Source organism: Herbaspirillum sp. CF444 (genome assembly GCF_000282135.1).
Classification (GTDB): domain Bacteria; phylum Pseudomonadota; class Gammaproteobacteria; order Burkholderiales; family Burkholderiaceae_D; genus Herbaspirillum.
The window spans coordinates 39,301-55,414 of sequence record NZ_AKJW01000089.1 but is presented as its reverse complement, the minus strand read 5'-3'; the positions used below and the strand labels follow the sequence as shown (position 1 = coordinate 55,414).

Annotated in this window: 17 protein-coding genes and 1 pseudogene; 9 read left to right on the top strand and 9 right to left on the bottom strand. The window is 61.2% G+C overall.

Annotated features, from left to right (window positions below; translation table 11 throughout):
- The 3 genes and pseudogenes from PMI16_RS25485 to PMI16_RS21190 form a co-directional block, all read left to right on the top strand.
- Nucleotides 1-356 (top strand): annotated as a pseudogene (locus PMI16_RS25485) (histone); the annotation flags it as partial.
- A gap of 361 nt (nt 357-717) precedes the next feature.
- Complete coding sequence (locus tag PMI16_RS21195) at nt 718-1,260, top strand: YggT family protein (RefSeq protein WP_007883408.1); 543 nt, start codon at nt 718-720, stop codon at nt 1,258-1,260.
- Between the two features lie 94 nt (nt 1,261-1,354).
- On the top strand, nt 1,355-1,729 hold the full coding sequence (locus PMI16_RS21190; RefSeq protein WP_007883407.1) for a YxeA family protein: 375 nt from the start codon (nt 1,355-1,357) through the stop codon (nt 1,727-1,729).
- Nucleotides 1,730-1,731: 2 nt separating this feature from the next.
- Here the strand turns inward: PMI16_RS21190 and PMI16_RS21185 are convergent, their stop codons facing one another.
- From PMI16_RS21185 to PMI16_RS21145, 9 genes are all read right to left on the bottom strand, one after another.
- Complete coding sequence (locus PMI16_RS21185; protein WP_007883400.1) at nt 1,732-2,286, bottom strand: peroxiredoxin; 555 nt, start codon at nt 2,284-2,286, stop codon at nt 1,732-1,734.
- 98 nt (nt 2,287-2,384) lie between these two features.
- Nucleotides 2,385-3,320, bottom strand: a complete 936-nt coding sequence (locus PMI16_RS21180) for a carbohydrate kinase family protein (protein WP_007883399.1) — start codon at nt 3,318-3,320, stop codon at nt 2,385-2,387.
- A gap of 101 nt (nt 3,321-3,421) precedes the next feature.
- Nucleotides 3,422-4,654 carry a DUF3426 domain-containing protein gene (locus tag PMI16_RS21175; RefSeq protein ID WP_007883398.1) on the bottom strand — a complete coding sequence of 411 codons (1,233 nt, stop codon included), beginning with the start codon at nt 4,652-4,654 and terminating at the stop codon, nt 3,422-3,424.
- An 88-nt stretch (nt 4,655-4,742) separates the two neighbouring features.
- On the bottom strand, nt 4,743-5,657 hold the full coding sequence (prmA, locus tag PMI16_RS21170) for a 50S ribosomal protein L11 methyltransferase (protein WP_007883397.1): 915 nt from the start codon (nt 5,655-5,657) through the stop codon (nt 4,743-4,745).
- 14 nt (nt 5,658-5,671) lie between these two features.
- Nucleotides 5,672-7,051, bottom strand: coding sequence for an acetyl-CoA carboxylase biotin carboxylase subunit (gene accC, locus PMI16_RS21165; protein WP_007883396.1), 1,380 nt, complete (start codon nt 7,049-7,051; stop codon nt 5,672-5,674).
- 164 nt (nt 7,052-7,215) lie between these two features.
- The gene (gene accB / locus PMI16_RS21160; RefSeq protein ID WP_007883395.1) at nt 7,216-7,683 is read right to left on the bottom strand and encodes an acetyl-CoA carboxylase biotin carboxyl carrier protein; all 468 of its coding nucleotides are present in this window, start codon (nt 7,681-7,683) and stop codon (nt 7,216-7,218) included.
- Nucleotides 7,684-7,818: 135 nt separating this feature from the next.
- A complete protein-coding gene (aroQ, locus tag PMI16_RS21155) occupies nt 7,819-8,256 on the bottom strand; it encodes a type II 3-dehydroquinate dehydratase (protein WP_007883390.1) in 438 nt (145 codons plus the stop codon).
- Nucleotides 8,257-8,331: 75 nt separating this feature from the next.
- Complete coding sequence (locus PMI16_RS21150) at nt 8,332-8,865, bottom strand: TlpA family protein disulfide reductase (protein ID WP_007883386.1); 534 nt, start codon at nt 8,863-8,865, stop codon at nt 8,332-8,334.
- Entirely contained in the window at nt 8,865-9,482 is a 618-nt protein-coding gene (locus PMI16_RS21145; protein ID WP_007883384.1) for a hypothetical protein, read from the bottom strand. The genes PMI16_RS21150 and PMI16_RS21145 overlap by 1 nt, the downstream gene beginning before the upstream one ends.
- Before the next feature lie 88 nt (nt 9,483-9,570).
- Here PMI16_RS21145 and mpl point away from each other — a divergent pair, with 88 nt between their 5' ends.
- Genes mpl through aroE form a run of 6 tightly spaced genes read left to right on the top strand, consistent with a single transcriptional unit; the run spans nt 9,571 to nt 16,074 of the window.
- The gene (gene mpl / locus PMI16_RS21140) at nt 9,571-10,983 is read left to right on the top strand and encodes a UDP-N-acetylmuramate:L-alanyl-gamma-D-glutamyl-meso-diaminopimelate ligase (protein WP_007883382.1); all 1,413 of its coding nucleotides are present in this window, start codon (nt 9,571-9,573) and stop codon (nt 10,981-10,983) included.
- Nucleotides 10,980-11,609 (top strand): YqiA/YcfP family alpha/beta fold hydrolase, encoded by a 630-nt coding sequence (locus tag PMI16_RS21135; RefSeq protein ID WP_007883380.1) that lies wholly within the window; start codon nt 10,980-10,982, stop codon nt 11,607-11,609. Before mpl ends, PMI16_RS21135 begins: the two co-directional genes overlap by 4 nt.
- Nucleotides 11,609-12,187 (top strand): chorismate--pyruvate lyase family protein, encoded by a 579-nt coding sequence (locus PMI16_RS21130; protein WP_007883379.1) that lies wholly within the window; start codon nt 11,609-11,611, stop codon nt 12,185-12,187. The genes PMI16_RS21135 and PMI16_RS21130 overlap by 1 nt, the downstream gene beginning before the upstream one ends.
- A 10-nt stretch (nt 12,188-12,197) precedes the next feature.
- Nucleotides 12,198-14,306: a ribonuclease catalytic domain-containing protein gene (locus PMI16_RS21125; RefSeq protein WP_007883375.1), complete on the top strand. Its 2,109-nt coding sequence runs from the start codon at nt 12,198-12,200 to the stop codon at nt 14,304-14,306.
- A 44-nt stretch (nt 14,307-14,350) separates the two neighbouring features.
- A complete protein-coding gene (locus PMI16_RS21120; RefSeq protein WP_007883374.1) occupies nt 14,351-15,238 on the top strand; it encodes an energy transducer TonB in 888 nt (295 codons plus the stop codon).
- Nucleotides 15,239-15,255: 17 nt separating this feature from the next.
- Nucleotides 15,256-16,074, top strand: a complete 819-nt coding sequence (gene aroE, locus PMI16_RS21115; protein WP_007883372.1) for a shikimate dehydrogenase — start codon at nt 15,256-15,258, stop codon at nt 16,072-16,074.
- Nucleotides 16,075-16,114: the final 40 nt, after the last annotated feature.

Here is a 16,114-nt window from a genome sequence, read left to right as displayed (position 1 = left end):
CGAAGAAGGCAGTCGCCGCCAAGAAGCCGGTAGCAGCGAAGAAGCCAGTCGCCAAGAAGGCAGTCGCAGCGAAGAAGCCAGCAGCAGCGAAGAAGCCAGTCGCCAAGGCAGCAGCAAAGCCGGCAGCGAAGAAGGCAGTCGCCGCAAAAAAGCCGGCAGCTAAACCAGCAGCGAAGCCTGCAGTCAAGGCGGCAGCAAAGCCGGCAGCAGCGAAGAAGCCTGTCGTCAAGAAGGCAGCAGCAAAGCCAGCAGCTAAGAAGCCAGCAGCGAAGCCAGCTGCAGCAGCTCCAGCTGTGAAGACTGTGCTGAACCCGGCAGCAGCTTGGCCGTTCCCAACAGGCACAACACGTCCATAATCGGACCTGGCCTGGCGCCTGAGTAATCAGGTGCAAAATACCGCTGTGTGACTCGTTCATGCAGCGGTTTTTTTTCGTCGGTGCCGCCGCCCGTGTAACGTCGGGAGTATGTAAATGCCTTTGTGTACCCTTGGCTTGTCCGGGATGAATGCATCGGCCGTAGCCGCAATATGCCAACAGCGATTTCACCGCCTCGCCGCCTCGTCTCGGGTGGGGGGGGCTTTGTTAATTATTCACCGTCCCCATATAGGCAAGAGCGCCGCATGGTTTAGTATGTGCACTGAGCATCGGATCCGATGCGCATGCTTGGTTTCCGCGTCGCAGAGACCGATGGGCAAACAGCTTCTTATGGAGAGTAACCGTGTTGCATAGCATTTTCATGTTGATCGTTGACGCCATCGCCAGCGTGCTGGCGGGAGTGCTGTTGCTGCGTTTCTGGATGCAGGTGGTGCAGGTGCGTCCGCCGGCATCGGTGGGGCAGTTCGTGTTTCAGTTGTCGGATTGGCTGGTCAAGCCGTTGCGCAAAGTGCTGCCGGGTGTCGGCGGTTACGACTGGGCCAGCCTGGTGGGTGCCTTCCTGGTGGTGCTGCTGTCGATCATCGCCGCGGTCGGATTCGTCTCCGGGTTTGATTTTCAGCCCATCATCCTGTTTTCGCTGGTGCGCTTTTTCCAATGGATTTTTTACGGCTTCATGGCCACGCTGATCCTCGAAGCGATCTTCAGCTGGGTGAATCCTTATGCGCCGCTGGCGCCATTCGTGCGGGCGCTCAATGAGCCGCTGCTGCGTCCTCTGCGCAAAGTCATTCCACTGATCGGCAATGTCGACTTGTCGCCCCTGGCGGCGCTGATCCTGCTGCAGATCGCCGTGCGTCTGGTCAGCACTTTGATTCTGTCCATCGCCTGAAGAGGCAATTCCATCGAAATGCTCGATAAAATGCGAGCAACTCGGCTCGCGCAGGCACAGTCAAACTCACTTTGACTTCGTTAAAGTGAGTGTAATGACAAAGCGTACGGGGTGGATTGTGCTGAGCGCCGTCATGATTGCGGTGCTGGCCGGCGGCGCCGGCGTGATGATCAGCAAAGCCAAGCGTTTCGGGAAGAAACAGTATTACACGCAAATCACGCAGCCCGGCTTACCCAATGGGCAGGCGTCGTGGGGATATACCTATGAGCAATCGGCCTTCGATGAAAATGGCAAAGCGCGTCGGCTGACATTCCTCGCGCCGAAAAACTTGCGGTTGCAGGCCTATCTGCGTGTCTATGTCGCCGACGAGGACTTCGTCACGGCCTGGGAAGAGGTCGATGGCGATGCAATTCCGGCGCCGGCCCGGAAGCAATTGCAATTACTCAAAACGCCGCCTGCGAATCAATAACTTTACTTGTGCTTCGTCGTCCATTGCTGCAGCGCTTGCAGCGTGTTCTCGACGTGCTTGTCCGGGCTGGGGCTGCTGTATTCATAGATGATGCTCTTGTCCGGCGCGATCACGTAGGACGTGCGGCTGGCGTAGTCCGACTTGCTCTGCATCACGGCGTCGTAGGACTTCATGATCTTCTGGTCGGTATCGGCGGCGACTGCGAACTTGCTGCGGCACTCGCTGACGGAAAACTTGTTGAGGGTCTCGATCTTGTCGTTCGACACGCCGATGACGGTGGCGCCGAGCGCCTTGTAGCGGTCGATGGCCTCGGCGAACAAATGGGCTTCAATCGTGCAGCCGGTCGTGAAGGCGGCCGGATAGAAGTACAGCACCACCGGACCTTTCTTGAGCGCTTCTGCCAGCGAGAATGTCGACACCTGGCCACCGAGCGAAGCCTGCGCGGAGAAATCCGGCGCCTTGTCGCCGGGTTTGAGCGCCGCCGATGCGAGCGGGCTGAGCGACAGCAAGTACAGCGAGCACAGTGACAATAGCAAGGCAGAGGCAAGGCGTTTCATGACTATTCCTTTCAATGTACTGCCGTCTCCGGCATATCGGTATGGCGTGCCGGCGCGTTGAATGTCGCCGGCAAGCGCCAATCCTTCTCTATCCGTCGTCAGGCAAAGCGATAGCCGAAGGCCTTGTGGAAACGGTCGTCGATTTCGGCCAGTGTCGGCGCATGATTTTGCGGACCTTGCGAAGCGATCTTGATCGATCCCATCAGGCTGGACAGGCGGCCCGTCGTCGCCCAGTCCATGCCCTTGGTCAGGCCGAACAGCATGCCCGCGCGGAACGCGTCGCCGCAACCGGTCGGATCGGCGATGGCGTCGGCCTGCACGCAAGGAATGTCGATTTTCTGGCCGTCGGTGAAGATTTCCGCACCCAGCTCGCCGCGCGTGACGATCAGCGCCGACACCTGCTTGGCGATCTGTTCCAGGTTCAGGCCGGTGCGGGCGGTCAGCAATTCGGCTTCGTAGTCGTTGACGGCGACATAGGTGGCCAGGTCGATGAAATGTTTCAGATCATCGCCGCTGAACATCGGCATGCCCTGGCCCGGATCGAAAATCAGCGGAATGCCTTGCGCAGCACTGTGCTCGGCGTGTTGCAGCATGCCGTCGCGGCCGTCCGGCGCCACGATGGAGAACTTGACCGGACCGGCATCGGCGACTTTGTTTTCATGCGAGTAGCTCATGGCGCCCGGGTGGAACGCGGTGATCTGATTGCCGCCGGCATCGGTGGTGATGAAGCATTGCGCGGTGAACGAGTTGTCGATCACGCGGATGCTTCTGGTGGAGATGTCAAGGTTCTTGAATCGCTCCAGGTACGGTGCGCTGTCCTGGCCGACGGTTGCCATGATGACCGGTTCGCCGCCGAGCAATTTCAGGTTGTAGGCGATGTTGCCGGCGCAACCACCGAACTCGCGACGCATCGACGGCACCAGGAAGGAGACGTTGATCTTGTGCAATTGGTCAGCCAGTAGCGCCTCCGAGAAGCGGCCTTCGTATTGCATGATGTTGTCGTAAGCGAGCGAGCCGCAGATAAGTGAACTCATGGCGAATGTCTGAGAAAGTTGAAGAATGCTGCATTGTAGAAGAATCCCGGCGGCTCTGCGGATTTTCGTGCCGGCGGCTTGCTATCTGCGGAGAGGGGAGTTCAGGGATAGAACAGATAGATGCGATAGCCCGATGCGGCCGGCTGCGCCAGCTCGAACGTCAGTTTGACCTGCTGTTCGCCTTCGCCGGCCAGGCCGTCGTCGATCAGTGCGGGTGAGCTGAGGTATTCGCCCGGCGTGAAGATGCGCCGGGTGATGGCTTTCTCGTCGGCGTCGTTGAGCGTCAATTCCATGTAAGGCCAGGCTTGTGCGCTGTAGCCGCGGTTGCGCAGCAGCAGCGTCAGGGTATAGATGTTCTGGTTGGGCGGCACCAGTTGCAGCTCGCTGGATTCCAGCGACAATTGGTCGATATTGGTCGGCAGTCCGACCGAGCAATGCAGGGCGGCGCAGGCGGACGACAGCAACGGGCGCAGCGGCGGCAGCCAGGCGACGATCGTGTTGCGCCAGACATAGCTTGCTTGCAACAACAGGACAATGGTCAGCAATACGGCGCCCACGCTCATGACGATGCGGCCGATCCGGCGCAGGCGTTCGCGGCGCTCGGCCTTTTGGACGAACGCTGGTGCGTCGGCGTCGTCTTCCCCGTCTTCATATTCCTCTTCCAATTTTTCTTCTTCATCCTGAGCAGCGCCGTCTTCGGGAACGGTTTCAGCCGCGGCATTTTTCCCTGCGACGGAGGGAGAGGCGTCTTGCAGGGCTTCTTTGTCGTTCAACGTGGCGTCGTGTTCCTGATTCGCGGAGGAGGTCAGGGGGATCGGATAAGACAATTCTTGCGTCAGCGTATTGATGGCACCCTGATCGGGGTGATCGGATGACGCGTCGACAACTGATGTCGACGCTTCCTTGGCCGGGGTGCCCGGCAGCGGGAATGATGCCGGAGCGGCGGTTTTTACCGATGCAGATGGCGCCGGCGACGTTGCAGGGGCATTGTCCGCCGGCGTTCCCCATGGAGCGTCGTTGGTTTCTGCGGCGATGCTGGCGAATGCCGCGGATAAATCTACCGGCGGCCGGGGCAGGGGCGCGGCAGACGCCGTGTTCGCATTGCCCGGCAGCTTGGGCCATGCCGTCGGGGTAGCGCGGTTTTCCGTTGGAGCGGCGACAGAAGGGGGAGTGGCGACAAGTTGTTGCGCGATGTCAGGCGACACCAGGTGTTCGTTGCCGTTGAAAACTTCTTTGCAACTGCCGCAGCGGACCAGGCCGCCGCGCAGTTTGAGCTGATCTTGAGCGACGCGGAATGTCGTCTGGCAGAAGGGACATTGGGTCGCCAGCGCCATCAGCGTACCTCGCGCGGCTCAGCGCAATGCGGGACCAGGACAAGCCCCGCGTTGCTGACATGGCGAAGGACGATCCGGCGCGACATGCTTACTCCGTCGGCGCCTGGCCGGCCAGCGCGACCCAGCCTTCGTGCTCGGCCCAGACGCTGAGCGCGATATACGGCGCGTAAGCGGCAATGACTTCATCCGCCTGGCGATCCAGCACGCCCGACAGCACCAGCGAGCCGCCCGGCGCGACGCGGCCGGCAAGCATCGGCGCCATCAGTTGCAAGGGGCCTGCCAGGATGTTGGCGACGACGATGGCGAAGGTCTGATTTTCCGGATACGTGCGGACAAAGGCTTCCGGCAGATGGTAGTCGATCTCGCAGCTATTGCGTTCGCTGTTGAAGCGTGCCGACTCCAGTGCCTGCGGATCGATGTCGACGCCGATGACTTCTTGTGCGCCGAGCTTCTTGGCGACCAGAGCCAGGATGCCGGAGCCGCAGCCGTAGTCGAGCACGGTCGAGGCATTGACGGCGTGTTCTTCCAGCCATTCCATGCACAGACGCGTGGTCGGATGGCTGCCGGTGCCGAACGCCAGACCAGGGTCGAGTTCCAGCACCAGGGCGTCCGGTTCCGGAGCATCGTGCCAGCTGGGCACGACCCAGATGCGTTTGCCGATGTGGATGGGATCGAATTGCGATTGCGTCAGGCGCACCCAGTCCTGCTCCTCCACCGAGCGCAAGGCGAACGGCAGGGCATAGTCCAGGCCGATGGCTTTGGCGGCATCGGTGACGATGGTGGCGTGGTCGGCATCGACGTCGGCCAATGCCACCACGCGGCTGCGTTCCCAAGCCGCCTCGGCCGGCTCCATGCCGGGCTCGCCGAACAAAGGCTGCTCGTCTATCGTGCCTTCGTCGGCGTCTTCCACCGACACCGACAAGGCGCCGGCTTCCATCAGGGCGTCGGACAATGCCTCAGCCTGATCGCGCGTGACTTGAATAACAATTTCGGTCCAGCCCATCGGTTTCTTCGCCTTTACTTCTTCGCCGGTTTTTCTGCCGATGGCGCGGTTGGGCGCTCCGCCAGTTTGTGCTCGAGGTAATGAATGTTGGTGCCGCCTTCGATGAAGCGCGCATCGACCATCAGTTCGCGGTGCAGAGGGATGTTGGTCGAAATGCCTTCGACCACCATTTCCGACAGCGCGATCTGCATGCGGCGGATCGCCTGTTCACGCGTCGAACCGTAGGAAATCACCTTGCCCACCATCGAATCGTAATTCGGCGGGACGAAATAACCGGCGTAAGCATGCGAATCGACGCGAATGCCGGGACCGCCCGGCACGTGCCATGCCGTCAGGCGGCCCGGCGACGGGGTGAACTTGAACGGGTCTTCGGCATTGATGCGGCATTCGATCGCGTGGCCCTTCAATTCGATGTCGCGCTGGCGATAACGCAGCTTTTCACCGAAGGCGATGCGGATCTGTTCCTGCACGATGTCGACGCCGGTGATCATTTCGGTGACCGGATGTTCGACCTGCACGCGGGTGTTCATTTCGATGAAGTAGAACTCTTCGTTTTCGTACAGGAATTCGAAGGTGCCGGCGCCGCGGTAATTCATCTTGCGGCAGGCTTCGGCGCAGCGCTCGCCGATCTTCTCGATGATCTTGCGCGGGATGCCCGGCGCCGGCGCTTCTTCGATGACCTTCTGGTGACGGCGCTGCATCGAGCAATCACGCTCGCCCAGCCAGATGGCTTGCTTGTGTTCGTCGGCGAGGATCTGGATTTCCACGTGACGCGGATTTTCCAGATATTTCTCCATATAGACTTCCGGATTGCCGAAGGCTGCGCCGGCTTCCGTCTTGGTCATGGTCACGGCATTGTTGAGCGCCGCCTCGGTATGCACCACGCGCATGCCGCGACCGCCGCCGCCGCCTGCCGCCTTGATGATGACCGGGTAGCCGATCTTGCGCGCGATCTGTACGATTTCCTTCGGATTATCCGGCAGTGCGCCTTCCGAGCCCGGCACGCACGGCACGCCGGCGCGGATCATGGCCTGCTTGGCCGAGACCTTGTCGCCCATCATGCGGATATTTTCCGCGCGCGGGCCGATGAAGACGAAGCCGGATTTTTCAACGCGTTCGGCGAAGTCGGCGTTTTCCGACAGGAAGCCGTAGCCGGGATGGATCGCCTGGGCATCGGTCACTTCGGCAGCGCTGATGATCGCCGGCATGTTCAGGTAGCTGAGCGCGGAAGGAGCAGGTCCGATACAGACCGACTCGTCCGCCAGCTTGACGTATTTCGCCTCGCGGTCCGCCTCGGAGTGCACGACCACGGTCTTGATGCCCATTTCACGGCATGCGCGCTGGATACGGAGAGCGATTTCGCCACGATTGGCGATAAGGATTTTTTCAAACATAAGAGGAAATGTGCGTCGCCAAGAGTCAAGCGTTTACATACAGGTAAGCAGGATCCGCCATGGATGGAGCACATGGAAGCGATTCCAGTGCGGGCCTGCGGTTGAGCGCCTTCACGTGTTGCCGGGCTCGGTGCAGCGGCAGGCCATCCATATTCTGGCAGGATTTAGCCGATTACGAACAGTGGTTGACCGAATTCGACCGGTTGACCGTTTTCAACCAGGATTTGCTTGATTACGCCGCCTTTGTCGGCGTCGATTTCGTTCAGCAGCTTCATTGCTTCGATGATGCAGATGGTGTCGCCTTCCTTGACTTCCTTGCCGACTTCGACGAATGCCGGAGCGCCCGGCGCGGAGGAGCGGTAGAAAGTGCCGACCATCGGCGATTTGACGATATGGCCTTCCGGTGCGGCCGGAGCGGAAGGTGCGGCAACCGGTGCTGCTGCCGGCGCAGGTGCGCTGGCGTGCACGGTTTGCGGGTAGGCAGCTTGCGGCTGCATCATCACGACCTGATTTTGCGGCGTCGCCGACGACTTGACGATGCGAACCTTGCTCTCGCCTTCGGTGACTTCCAGTTCCTCGATATCCGATTCAGCGACCAGATCGATCAAGGTTTTGAGTTTCCGTAAATCCATGTGAATTCCTCAGTAGTAATAATAGATATAACAAAACGGCTATGACAAATTAAACCGGCCGGCATCGTCTCATATTCAACGCTTGGCGTTGAATGCCACGCGGCGATGCCGGCCGGAAAATCGGGGTGGTGTCCTTTATGGCTGCTGGAGCAGGTAATCGATTGCCAGACGGTAGCCGTCGACGCCGAAGCCGCACAGCACGGCCTTGGCAATACCGGACAGGTAAGAAAAATGGCGAAACTCTTCGCGCTGATGAATATTGGAAATATGCACTTCCACAAACGGAATCGCCACGCCGGCCAGCGCATCGCGCAAGGCCACGCTGGTGTGCGTCAGCCCGCCCGGATTGATCACGATGGCGTCGACGCCTTCTTTCCTGGCGGCATGAATGCGGTCGATGAGCGCGCCTTCATGGTTGCTTTGGAATGCGTTGAGCGTGGCGCCGGCTTTGCCGGCCTGCAAGGCCGCACGCTGTTCGATGTCTGCCAGGGTGGTTGATCCGTAGACTTCAGGCTCCCGGGTGCCCAGCAAATTCAGATTGGGTCCATTGAGGAGGAGAAGGTTTATTGCCATGGAGATAAGGCTCCGTTTGACGACGATGCGCGCATTTTGCCGTCAAATGCCTTCATTTGGCAAGAAAAACTTTAATTACATGTTTTTGAGGGAGGCCAGGTCGCGGCGCAGCTCATCAAAATTCAGGCGCCCAAGATAGACCTTTTTGAGGTTTCCGTCCAGTCCCACAAGGACGGTGAAGGGAAGGCCGCCGGCTTGATTGCCGAACTGCCTCAGCAGATCGGTGGCGCCGGTCCCGGCAACGTAGAGAGGATAATAGATATGGAATTTTTCTGCAAACTGGGCGATGTTCTCCTGGGAATCGACGCCGATGCCGAGAATTTGCACCGGTGCGACTTCCGCCTGCAGCGCCGCCAGTTCCGGCATCTCTTCCACGCACGGTGCGCACCAGGTGGCCCAGAAGTTGATGATGAGCGGCTTGCCTTTCCATTGCGACAAGGCCTGCGGTTTGCCGGCGACGTCGGGCATGGTCTGCGCGAACAGATTGGCGACGGCTTTTGCTTCGGGTGTTTGCGGCACGGTCTGGGTTTGCTTGTGGCTGGTATACATGCCGACGCCGGCGGCGATGGCGGCGACCAGGATAAACAGCAATATGTTTCGCGTCTTCATCAGCTTTCTTCCGTGATCAGGCGGCGTACCGCATCGATATCAGCGCGCTCGGCGCGTTTGCCGGCAGCGGTCCTGATGCCGCCGCGCAAGTCGTCGACATCATACACCGCCAGATGCACGCCTTCCGGCGCCGCGCCGCGTTGCGGCAGCAGGTAGCTCAGGGTTTCCACGGGGTCGTGTCCCCCCTTGAAATGCGTGCTCTCGCTGACGTCGAAGTTGATGTTCTTGTTCAACAGATAAATTTCGACGTCCTTTGCGCTCGATGTAAATAATTGCAAATGGATGTCGGAGTGTTCCCCGGCCGTGCCATTGAGCACCGCTCCGGTCAGATAAGGATTGAAGCGCGCGAGTTCCTCCATCAGTTGCACGGCCAGTTGGCGCAAATGCAATAAACGGGCGGGCTGGGTCTCGCCGAAGAACAGTTCGTTATACAGGCGGACTTCTTCTTCGATCTGCGCGTTGTCCGGCAGGATGTCGCCGCGTGCCTTGCTGTCGCCCAGAATCTGGCGCGCCGCCTTGCGCTTGGCGGTGGCGTAGTCGGCGCCATCCTCGGCGATCATGCGGGCGGCCGCGGCGGCGATTTCTGAGCGTAAGAGTTCGATGTCAGTTTGATGCATGGCCGCAATAATACTCTGAGCTTGTAGTTATCGCCCGATGAGACCCTCCGCTCAGGTAAAATCTCGGGATTCATTATCAAGATTCACTATGCATATTCATATCCTCGGCATTTGCGGCACCTTCATGGGCGGCCTGGCGGTACTGGCGAAAGAAGCCGGTCACAAGGTCACCGGGTGCGACGCCAATGTCTACCCGCCCATGAGCACGCAGCTGGAAGCTCAGGGCATCGAGCTGATCCAGGGTTTCGATCCTGAGCAAGTCAAGTTGCAACCCGATCTGTTCGTCATCGGCAACGTGGTGTCGCGCGGCAATCCGCTGATGGAAGAAATCCTCAATCGCGGCCTGCCTTACGTGTCGGGCCCGGAATGGATGGGCAATCACATCCTGCAGGACAAATGGGTGCTGGCGGTGGCCGGCACGCACGGCAAGACCACGACTTCCGCCATGCTGGCCTGGATACTGGAAGACTGCGGCTATGCGCCCGGCTTTCTGATCGGCGGCGTGCCGATGAACTTCGGTATTTCGGCGCGCTTGTCCGGCAAGGATGACAAAAACCAGAACGGTAAAAAAGAAGACTCGATCTTCTTCGTCATCGAAGCCGACGAATACGACACCGCTTTCTTCGACAAGCGCAGCAAGTTCGTGCACTACCACGCCAAGACCGCGATCCTGAACAACCTCGAATACGATCACGCCGACATCTTTCCCGATCTTGCTGCCATCGAGACGCAATTCCATCATCTGGTGCGCACCGTGCCCGGTATCGGCCGCCTGGTCGTCAACGGTCGCGAACCGGCCCTGGAGCGCGTGATTGCGCGCGGATGCTGGAGCGAACACGAGAATTTCGGCGTCGATGCAGGTCAGGCCGGCTGGTCGCTCAAGACCCGCGACGACGGCAGTTTCGACATCGCCTTCAACGGCGAGCCGCAAGGCACCGTGCGCTGGTCGCTGACCGGCGAGCACAACCGCATGAACGCGCTGGCCGCGATTGCGGCTGCGCGTCACGTCGGCGTGCCGGCGGCGCAGGCGATCGCCGCGCTGGAAAAATTCGAAAACGTCAAACGCCGCATGGAGTTGCGCGGCACCGTCAACGACATCGCCGTCTACGACGACTTCGCCCATCATCCGACCGCGATCGCCACCACGGTTGCCGGCCTGCGCAAGAAGGTCGGCAAGGATGATGGCGGGCGCATCCTCGCCGTGCTGGAGCCGCGTTCCAACACGATGAAGCTGGGCACCATGAAAGACGCCTTGCCCGCCAGCCTGACCGAGGCCGACCTGGTGTTCGGTTACGGCGCCAAGGGCAACGGAAAAGAGGCGTTGGGCTGGGACCTGGCGCAAGCGCTGTCGCCGCTGGGCGAGAAAGCCAAGGCATTCGACGATCTCGGCGCGCTGGTGCAGGCGATCAGACAAGCTGCACGTCCGGGCGACCATGTGCTGGTCATGAGCAACGGCGGCTTCGGTGGCATCCATCAGAAGCTGCTGGACGCGCTGGCATGATTTTGTATCTGCACGGTTTCCGTTCGTCGCCGCAATCGTTCAAGGCGCGTCACATGGCCGAACGTCTGCAGGCGCTGGGACGTCTGCCGGAATATTACGGTCCGCAACTGCCGGCCTCGCCGGCTGCCGCGATCCGGCTGGCGCTAGATTACGCGGAGCAATTTCCGGCGGAGCAACTGACCGAACAACTCACGGTGGTCGGTTCCTCGCTGGGCGGTTTTTACGCGACCTGGCTGGCCGAGCATCTCGGTTGCCGCGCAGTGCTGCTCAACCCGGCCGTCAAGCCGCCACGCGATCTGGAGTCCTACGTCGGCGTCACCACGCAATACCATTCCGACGAGCCGTTCGAGTTCAGGCGCGAGTACATCGATGAATTGCGCGCCCTGGTCGTGGACAAGATCACTCGTCCGGAGCGTTATTTCCTGATTGCCGCCACCGGCGACGAGGTACTGGACTGGCGCGAAATGACGGCGCATTACCCCGGTGCGAAACAGATCGTGATCGAAGGCAGCGACCATGGCATCAGCGAATTCGCCGATTATGCCGACGCCGTGCTGGCGTTTTGTGGCATCGGGCCCTTGAATCCGCCGAATAGCTTGCATGCCGGCGACGAGGCGCTAAGCTGATGGAGAAGCTGCTTGGCCGCGCGCGCTGGTTCGATCATCCGAACGCGGTGCAGGCCGCACCGCTGTTGCGGCAATGGCTGTCGGATCCCGGCTCGATGACCTTCAAGCTGCGGGAGCGTTGCGACGAGCTGCGCGTGCAGCGTCTGCGCCAGCGTCCCGGCAATGCCTTGCCGGATGAGTGCAGGCTACTCGGACTGACTTCGCGCGAAGCGGTCGAGGAGCGCGACGTCATCCTGCATTGCGACGGTCGTCCGGTGTTGTTCGGCCATACCGTCACGCCGCTGGCGTCGGCGGCAGCGTGGCCGTTTTTTCGCCGCCTGGGCAACCGGCCGCTGGGCGGCAGTCTGTTTTCCGACCCGCTGGTCACGCGCGCGCCGATCCAGTTCGCCCGCCTGCACGCCGGTCATCCGCTGGTGCGCCGCGCGCGCCAGGCGCTTGACCTTCATTCCACATGGTCGCTGCGGCCGCTGCAGCCTCTGTATGCGCGCCGCTCCCTGTTTCGTCGTCACGGCAGCGTCATGCTGGTGACCGATGTTTTTTTACCCGCCCTCGGTACGCTGATGGCATTGAATATGTAAGCAACGATCGATGAATTTATTTTTTGAAGAATCCGGCGATTTCAAGGCTGGCGCCGTGCTGTCGCAGCAAGGCGAGGCCTATCAGGTCGAAATGGCGTCGGGCAAGCGCAGCAAGGTCAAGTCCAAGGACGTGATGCTGCAGTTCGCCTCGCCGGGTCCGGCCAAGTTGCTGGAAGACGCGCAAGCCGTCGCGCAGGAGATCGACCTCGATTTCCTGTGGGAAGTCGCGGGCGAAGAAGAGTTCGGCTTTGCCGAGCTGGGCGCCGAATATTTCGGCCACGCGCCGTTGCCGCATGAGGCCGCCGGTCTGCTGCTGCGCCTGCATTCGGCGCCGATCTATTTTTACCGCAAGGGCAAGGGCCGTTACAAGGCGGCGCCGATCGCTTCGTTGCAAGCCGCGCTGGCCGGCGTGGAAAAGAAAAAGCAGCAGGCGCTGGTGCAGGCGCAATACGTCGAAGAACTGAAGGCCGGCAAGCTGCCGGAATCGTTCAAGACCATGGCGCTGCAATTGCTGTTCCGCCCCGACAAGAACGGCATCGAATTCAAGGCCCTCGACACTGCCTGCAAGGAATTGCAGACCACGCCGCAGCGCCTGATGCTGGCGACCGGCGGACTGGCGTCGCCCAAGGATCTGCATTACGCCAAGTTCCTGTTCGAATTTTTCCCGAAGGGCAGCGGCTTCCCCGAGGTGACGATTCCTTCCGTACCCGCTGATCTGCCGCTGGCGGACGTGCAGGCCTTCTCCATCGATGACGTCACCACGACCGAAATCGACGATGCCTTGTCGGTCGTCAGACTGGCCGACGGCAAGGTGCGCGTCGGCATCCACATCGCCGCGCCCGGCCTCGGCATCAAGCGCGACGACGCACTCGACGCCATGGCGCGCCAGCGCATGTCGACGGTCTACATGCCCGGCGAAAAGATCACCATGCTGCCGGATTCGCTGGTCGAGGCGTTCACGCTCGACGAAGGCAAGAACTGCCCGGCGCTGTCGCTGTACGCCACGTTGGACCCGGCCGACTGGAGCGTGATCTCCACCGAGACGCGCGCCGAGATCGTGCCGATTTCCGCCAACCTGCGCCACAACGATCTGGATGCATTGGTCACCGAAGAAGCGCTGGCCGACAACAGCGGCGAGTATCCGCACAAGGACGACATCGGCTTGCTGTGGCAATGGGTGCAAGTGCTGGAGCAGGGCCGCATGGCCAAGCGCGAAAGCTTCGGCCTGCGTCCGGAACAGAACAACCGTGTCGATTTCAACTTCTACGTCGACAACGACGTCGTCACGATCACGCGCCGCAAGCGCGGTGCGCCGCTGGACAAGATCGTCGCCGAACTGATGATCTTCGCCAACAGCACCTGGGGCAAGTTCATGGCCGACCATGGCGTGCCGGGCATCTACCGCGCGCAAGGCGGCGGAAGTGGCGGCGGGGGCGGCTGGGCCGCCAAGATGCAGGTGCGCATGGTCACCCACGCCGCGCCGCATCAGGGCCTGGGCGTCGATCAATATGCGTGGAGCACCTCGCCGCTGCGCCGCTATACCGACCTGGTCAATCAATGGCAGATCCTGGCTTGCCTGGAGCATGGCGTTACCGCGCCGCTGGCGGCGCCGTTCAAGCCGCGCGACGCCGATCTGTTCGTCATCGTGTCGGCCTTCGATTCGGCCTACTCCGGTTACGCCGACTTCCAGTCCGGCATGGAGCGCTACTGGTGCCTTCGCTGGCTGGCGCAGGAACAAGCGCGCCAGGTCGACGCCGTGGTGCTGAAGGATGAGATCCTGCGTCTGGTCGACATTCCGCTGGTGATTCGTCTGCCCGGCATGCCGCAGGTGGCGCGCGGCTTGCAGGTCAAACTGGATCTGCTGCGCTGGGATGAGGTAGACCTGACCGTGGAAGCGCGCCTGCTGGAGATCCCGAGTGCGCAGCAGTCCGCCGAGGCCGAGCCGCTGGACGACGAAGACGAAGCCCTGCTGCAAGGCATGGACGATTCCGCGGAAGAGGATGCCGAGGCGGCGGCTGAAGCTACGGCAGAATCCGCCGAAGACGCTGGAGACGTCGACAATGGCGAGGCGGCCGGAATCGCCCCCACTGCAGCCTCTGCTTCCGTCGCTGCGGAATGACTCCGGCTTTGGCGTAAAATCGCGGTTTTCATGTGGATGTGCTTGTGAACTATTTTGCCGACAATCGCTTCCTGACGATCGCTCTGGCCGGCTCCGTGGTGATTCACGCGGTCCTGCTGGGCGTGCATTTCGCCGCGCCGGACGCGTTCAGGCTCAAGCCTGCCGACCCGGGGCTGGAAGTGATCCTGGTCAACGCCAGGCACGACAAGGCGCCGGTCAAGGCCGACGCCATCGCGCAGGCGAACCTGGACGGCGGCGGCAACGCCAATGACGGCCGCGCCAAGTCGCCGCTGCCGGACATGCGCAAGGTCGAGAACGGCGATAGCGTCAAGGCGGCCCAGCGCAAGGTGGCGGAGCTGGAAGCGCAGCAGCAGAAGATTCTGTCGCAGATGAACAAGGTCACGCCGACCGTCGCCACGCCCGAGCGTGAAAAGCAGAAGGAAGCCCCGCCGCAGATCAACGCCAAGGACTTGCTGGACACCGCCAAGGCGGTGGCGCGCATGGAAGCCGAAGTCGCCAGGAACATCGAGGAATACAATAAGCGACCGAAGAAGACGCAGATCACCGCGCGCACCCGCGAGGCAGGCTACGCCTTGTATTACAAGGCCATGCAGGAAAAGATCGAACGGCTCGGCACGCTGAATTTCCCGCAGAAGGACGGCAAGAAGCTGTACGGCGAACTGGTGATTTACATCCCGGTTTTCCAGGACGGCACGATTTACGAGAAAGAAGGCGGCGTGCGCGTCGAACGCGGTTCCGGCAACGCGGCGCTGGACAGCGCGGCACTGGCGATCGTGCGGCGCTCGGCGCCGTTCGGCCGCTTTCCCGACAACATGCGCACCACCAGCAAGGACGATATCTGGGAAATCATCACGCGTTTCCGCTTCACGCATGAGGAAACTTTGCAGACTGACATGAGCAGTTCGAACTGAGAATACGAGAACGCAAAATGGATGCATACGTCGTCATCGGCAATCCGATTGCCCACAGCAAGTCGCCCGAGATCCATGCGCAGTTCGCCGCGCAGACCGGGCAGGAACTGAGTTATGAACGCCTGCTGGCGCCGCTGCAAGGCTTCAAGGCGGCGGTCAAGGTCTTCATCGTCAACGGCGGCAAAGGCGCCAACGTCACGGTGCCTTTCAAACTGGAAGCGCATGCGCTGGCCGACCAGTTGACCGACCGCGCGCGACTGGCGGGAGCGGTCAACACGCTGAAGTTCGAAGACGGCCGCATTCTCGGCGACAACACCGACGGCGCCGGGCTGGTGGTCGATATCGTGCAGAACGCCGGCGTTGCGCTGGTCGGCAAGCGGGTCTTGCTGCTGGGCGCCGGCGGCGCCTCGCGCGGCGCCTTGCTGCCTTTGCTGGAACAAAAACCGGCCGAGCTGCTGCTGACCAACCGTACGCATGCCAAGGCGCAGGAGCTGGCGGCGCAATTCGCCGAATACGGCAATCTGGCCGCGGCCGAATATGCCGGACTGAGTGGCGCTTTCGATGTCGTCATCAATGCGACTTCGGCCAGTCTTGCCGCCGACGTGCCGCCGATGCCGGCAAGCGTTTTCTCGCGCACCACGCTGGCCTACGACATGATGTACGGCAAACAGCCGACGGTGTTCATGGAGTTTGCCCTGCAACATGGCGCGGTCGCGCGCGACGGCCTGGGCATGCTGGTGGAACAGGCGGCCGAGGCATTTTTGTTGTGGCGCGGCGTGCGGCCGGAAACGGCGGACGTGTTTGCCGCGTTGCGTGGACAATTGAATCAAAACTGAAATCAAAGCAGAACCGTAGTTCAGGACTCCCCGGCACCGG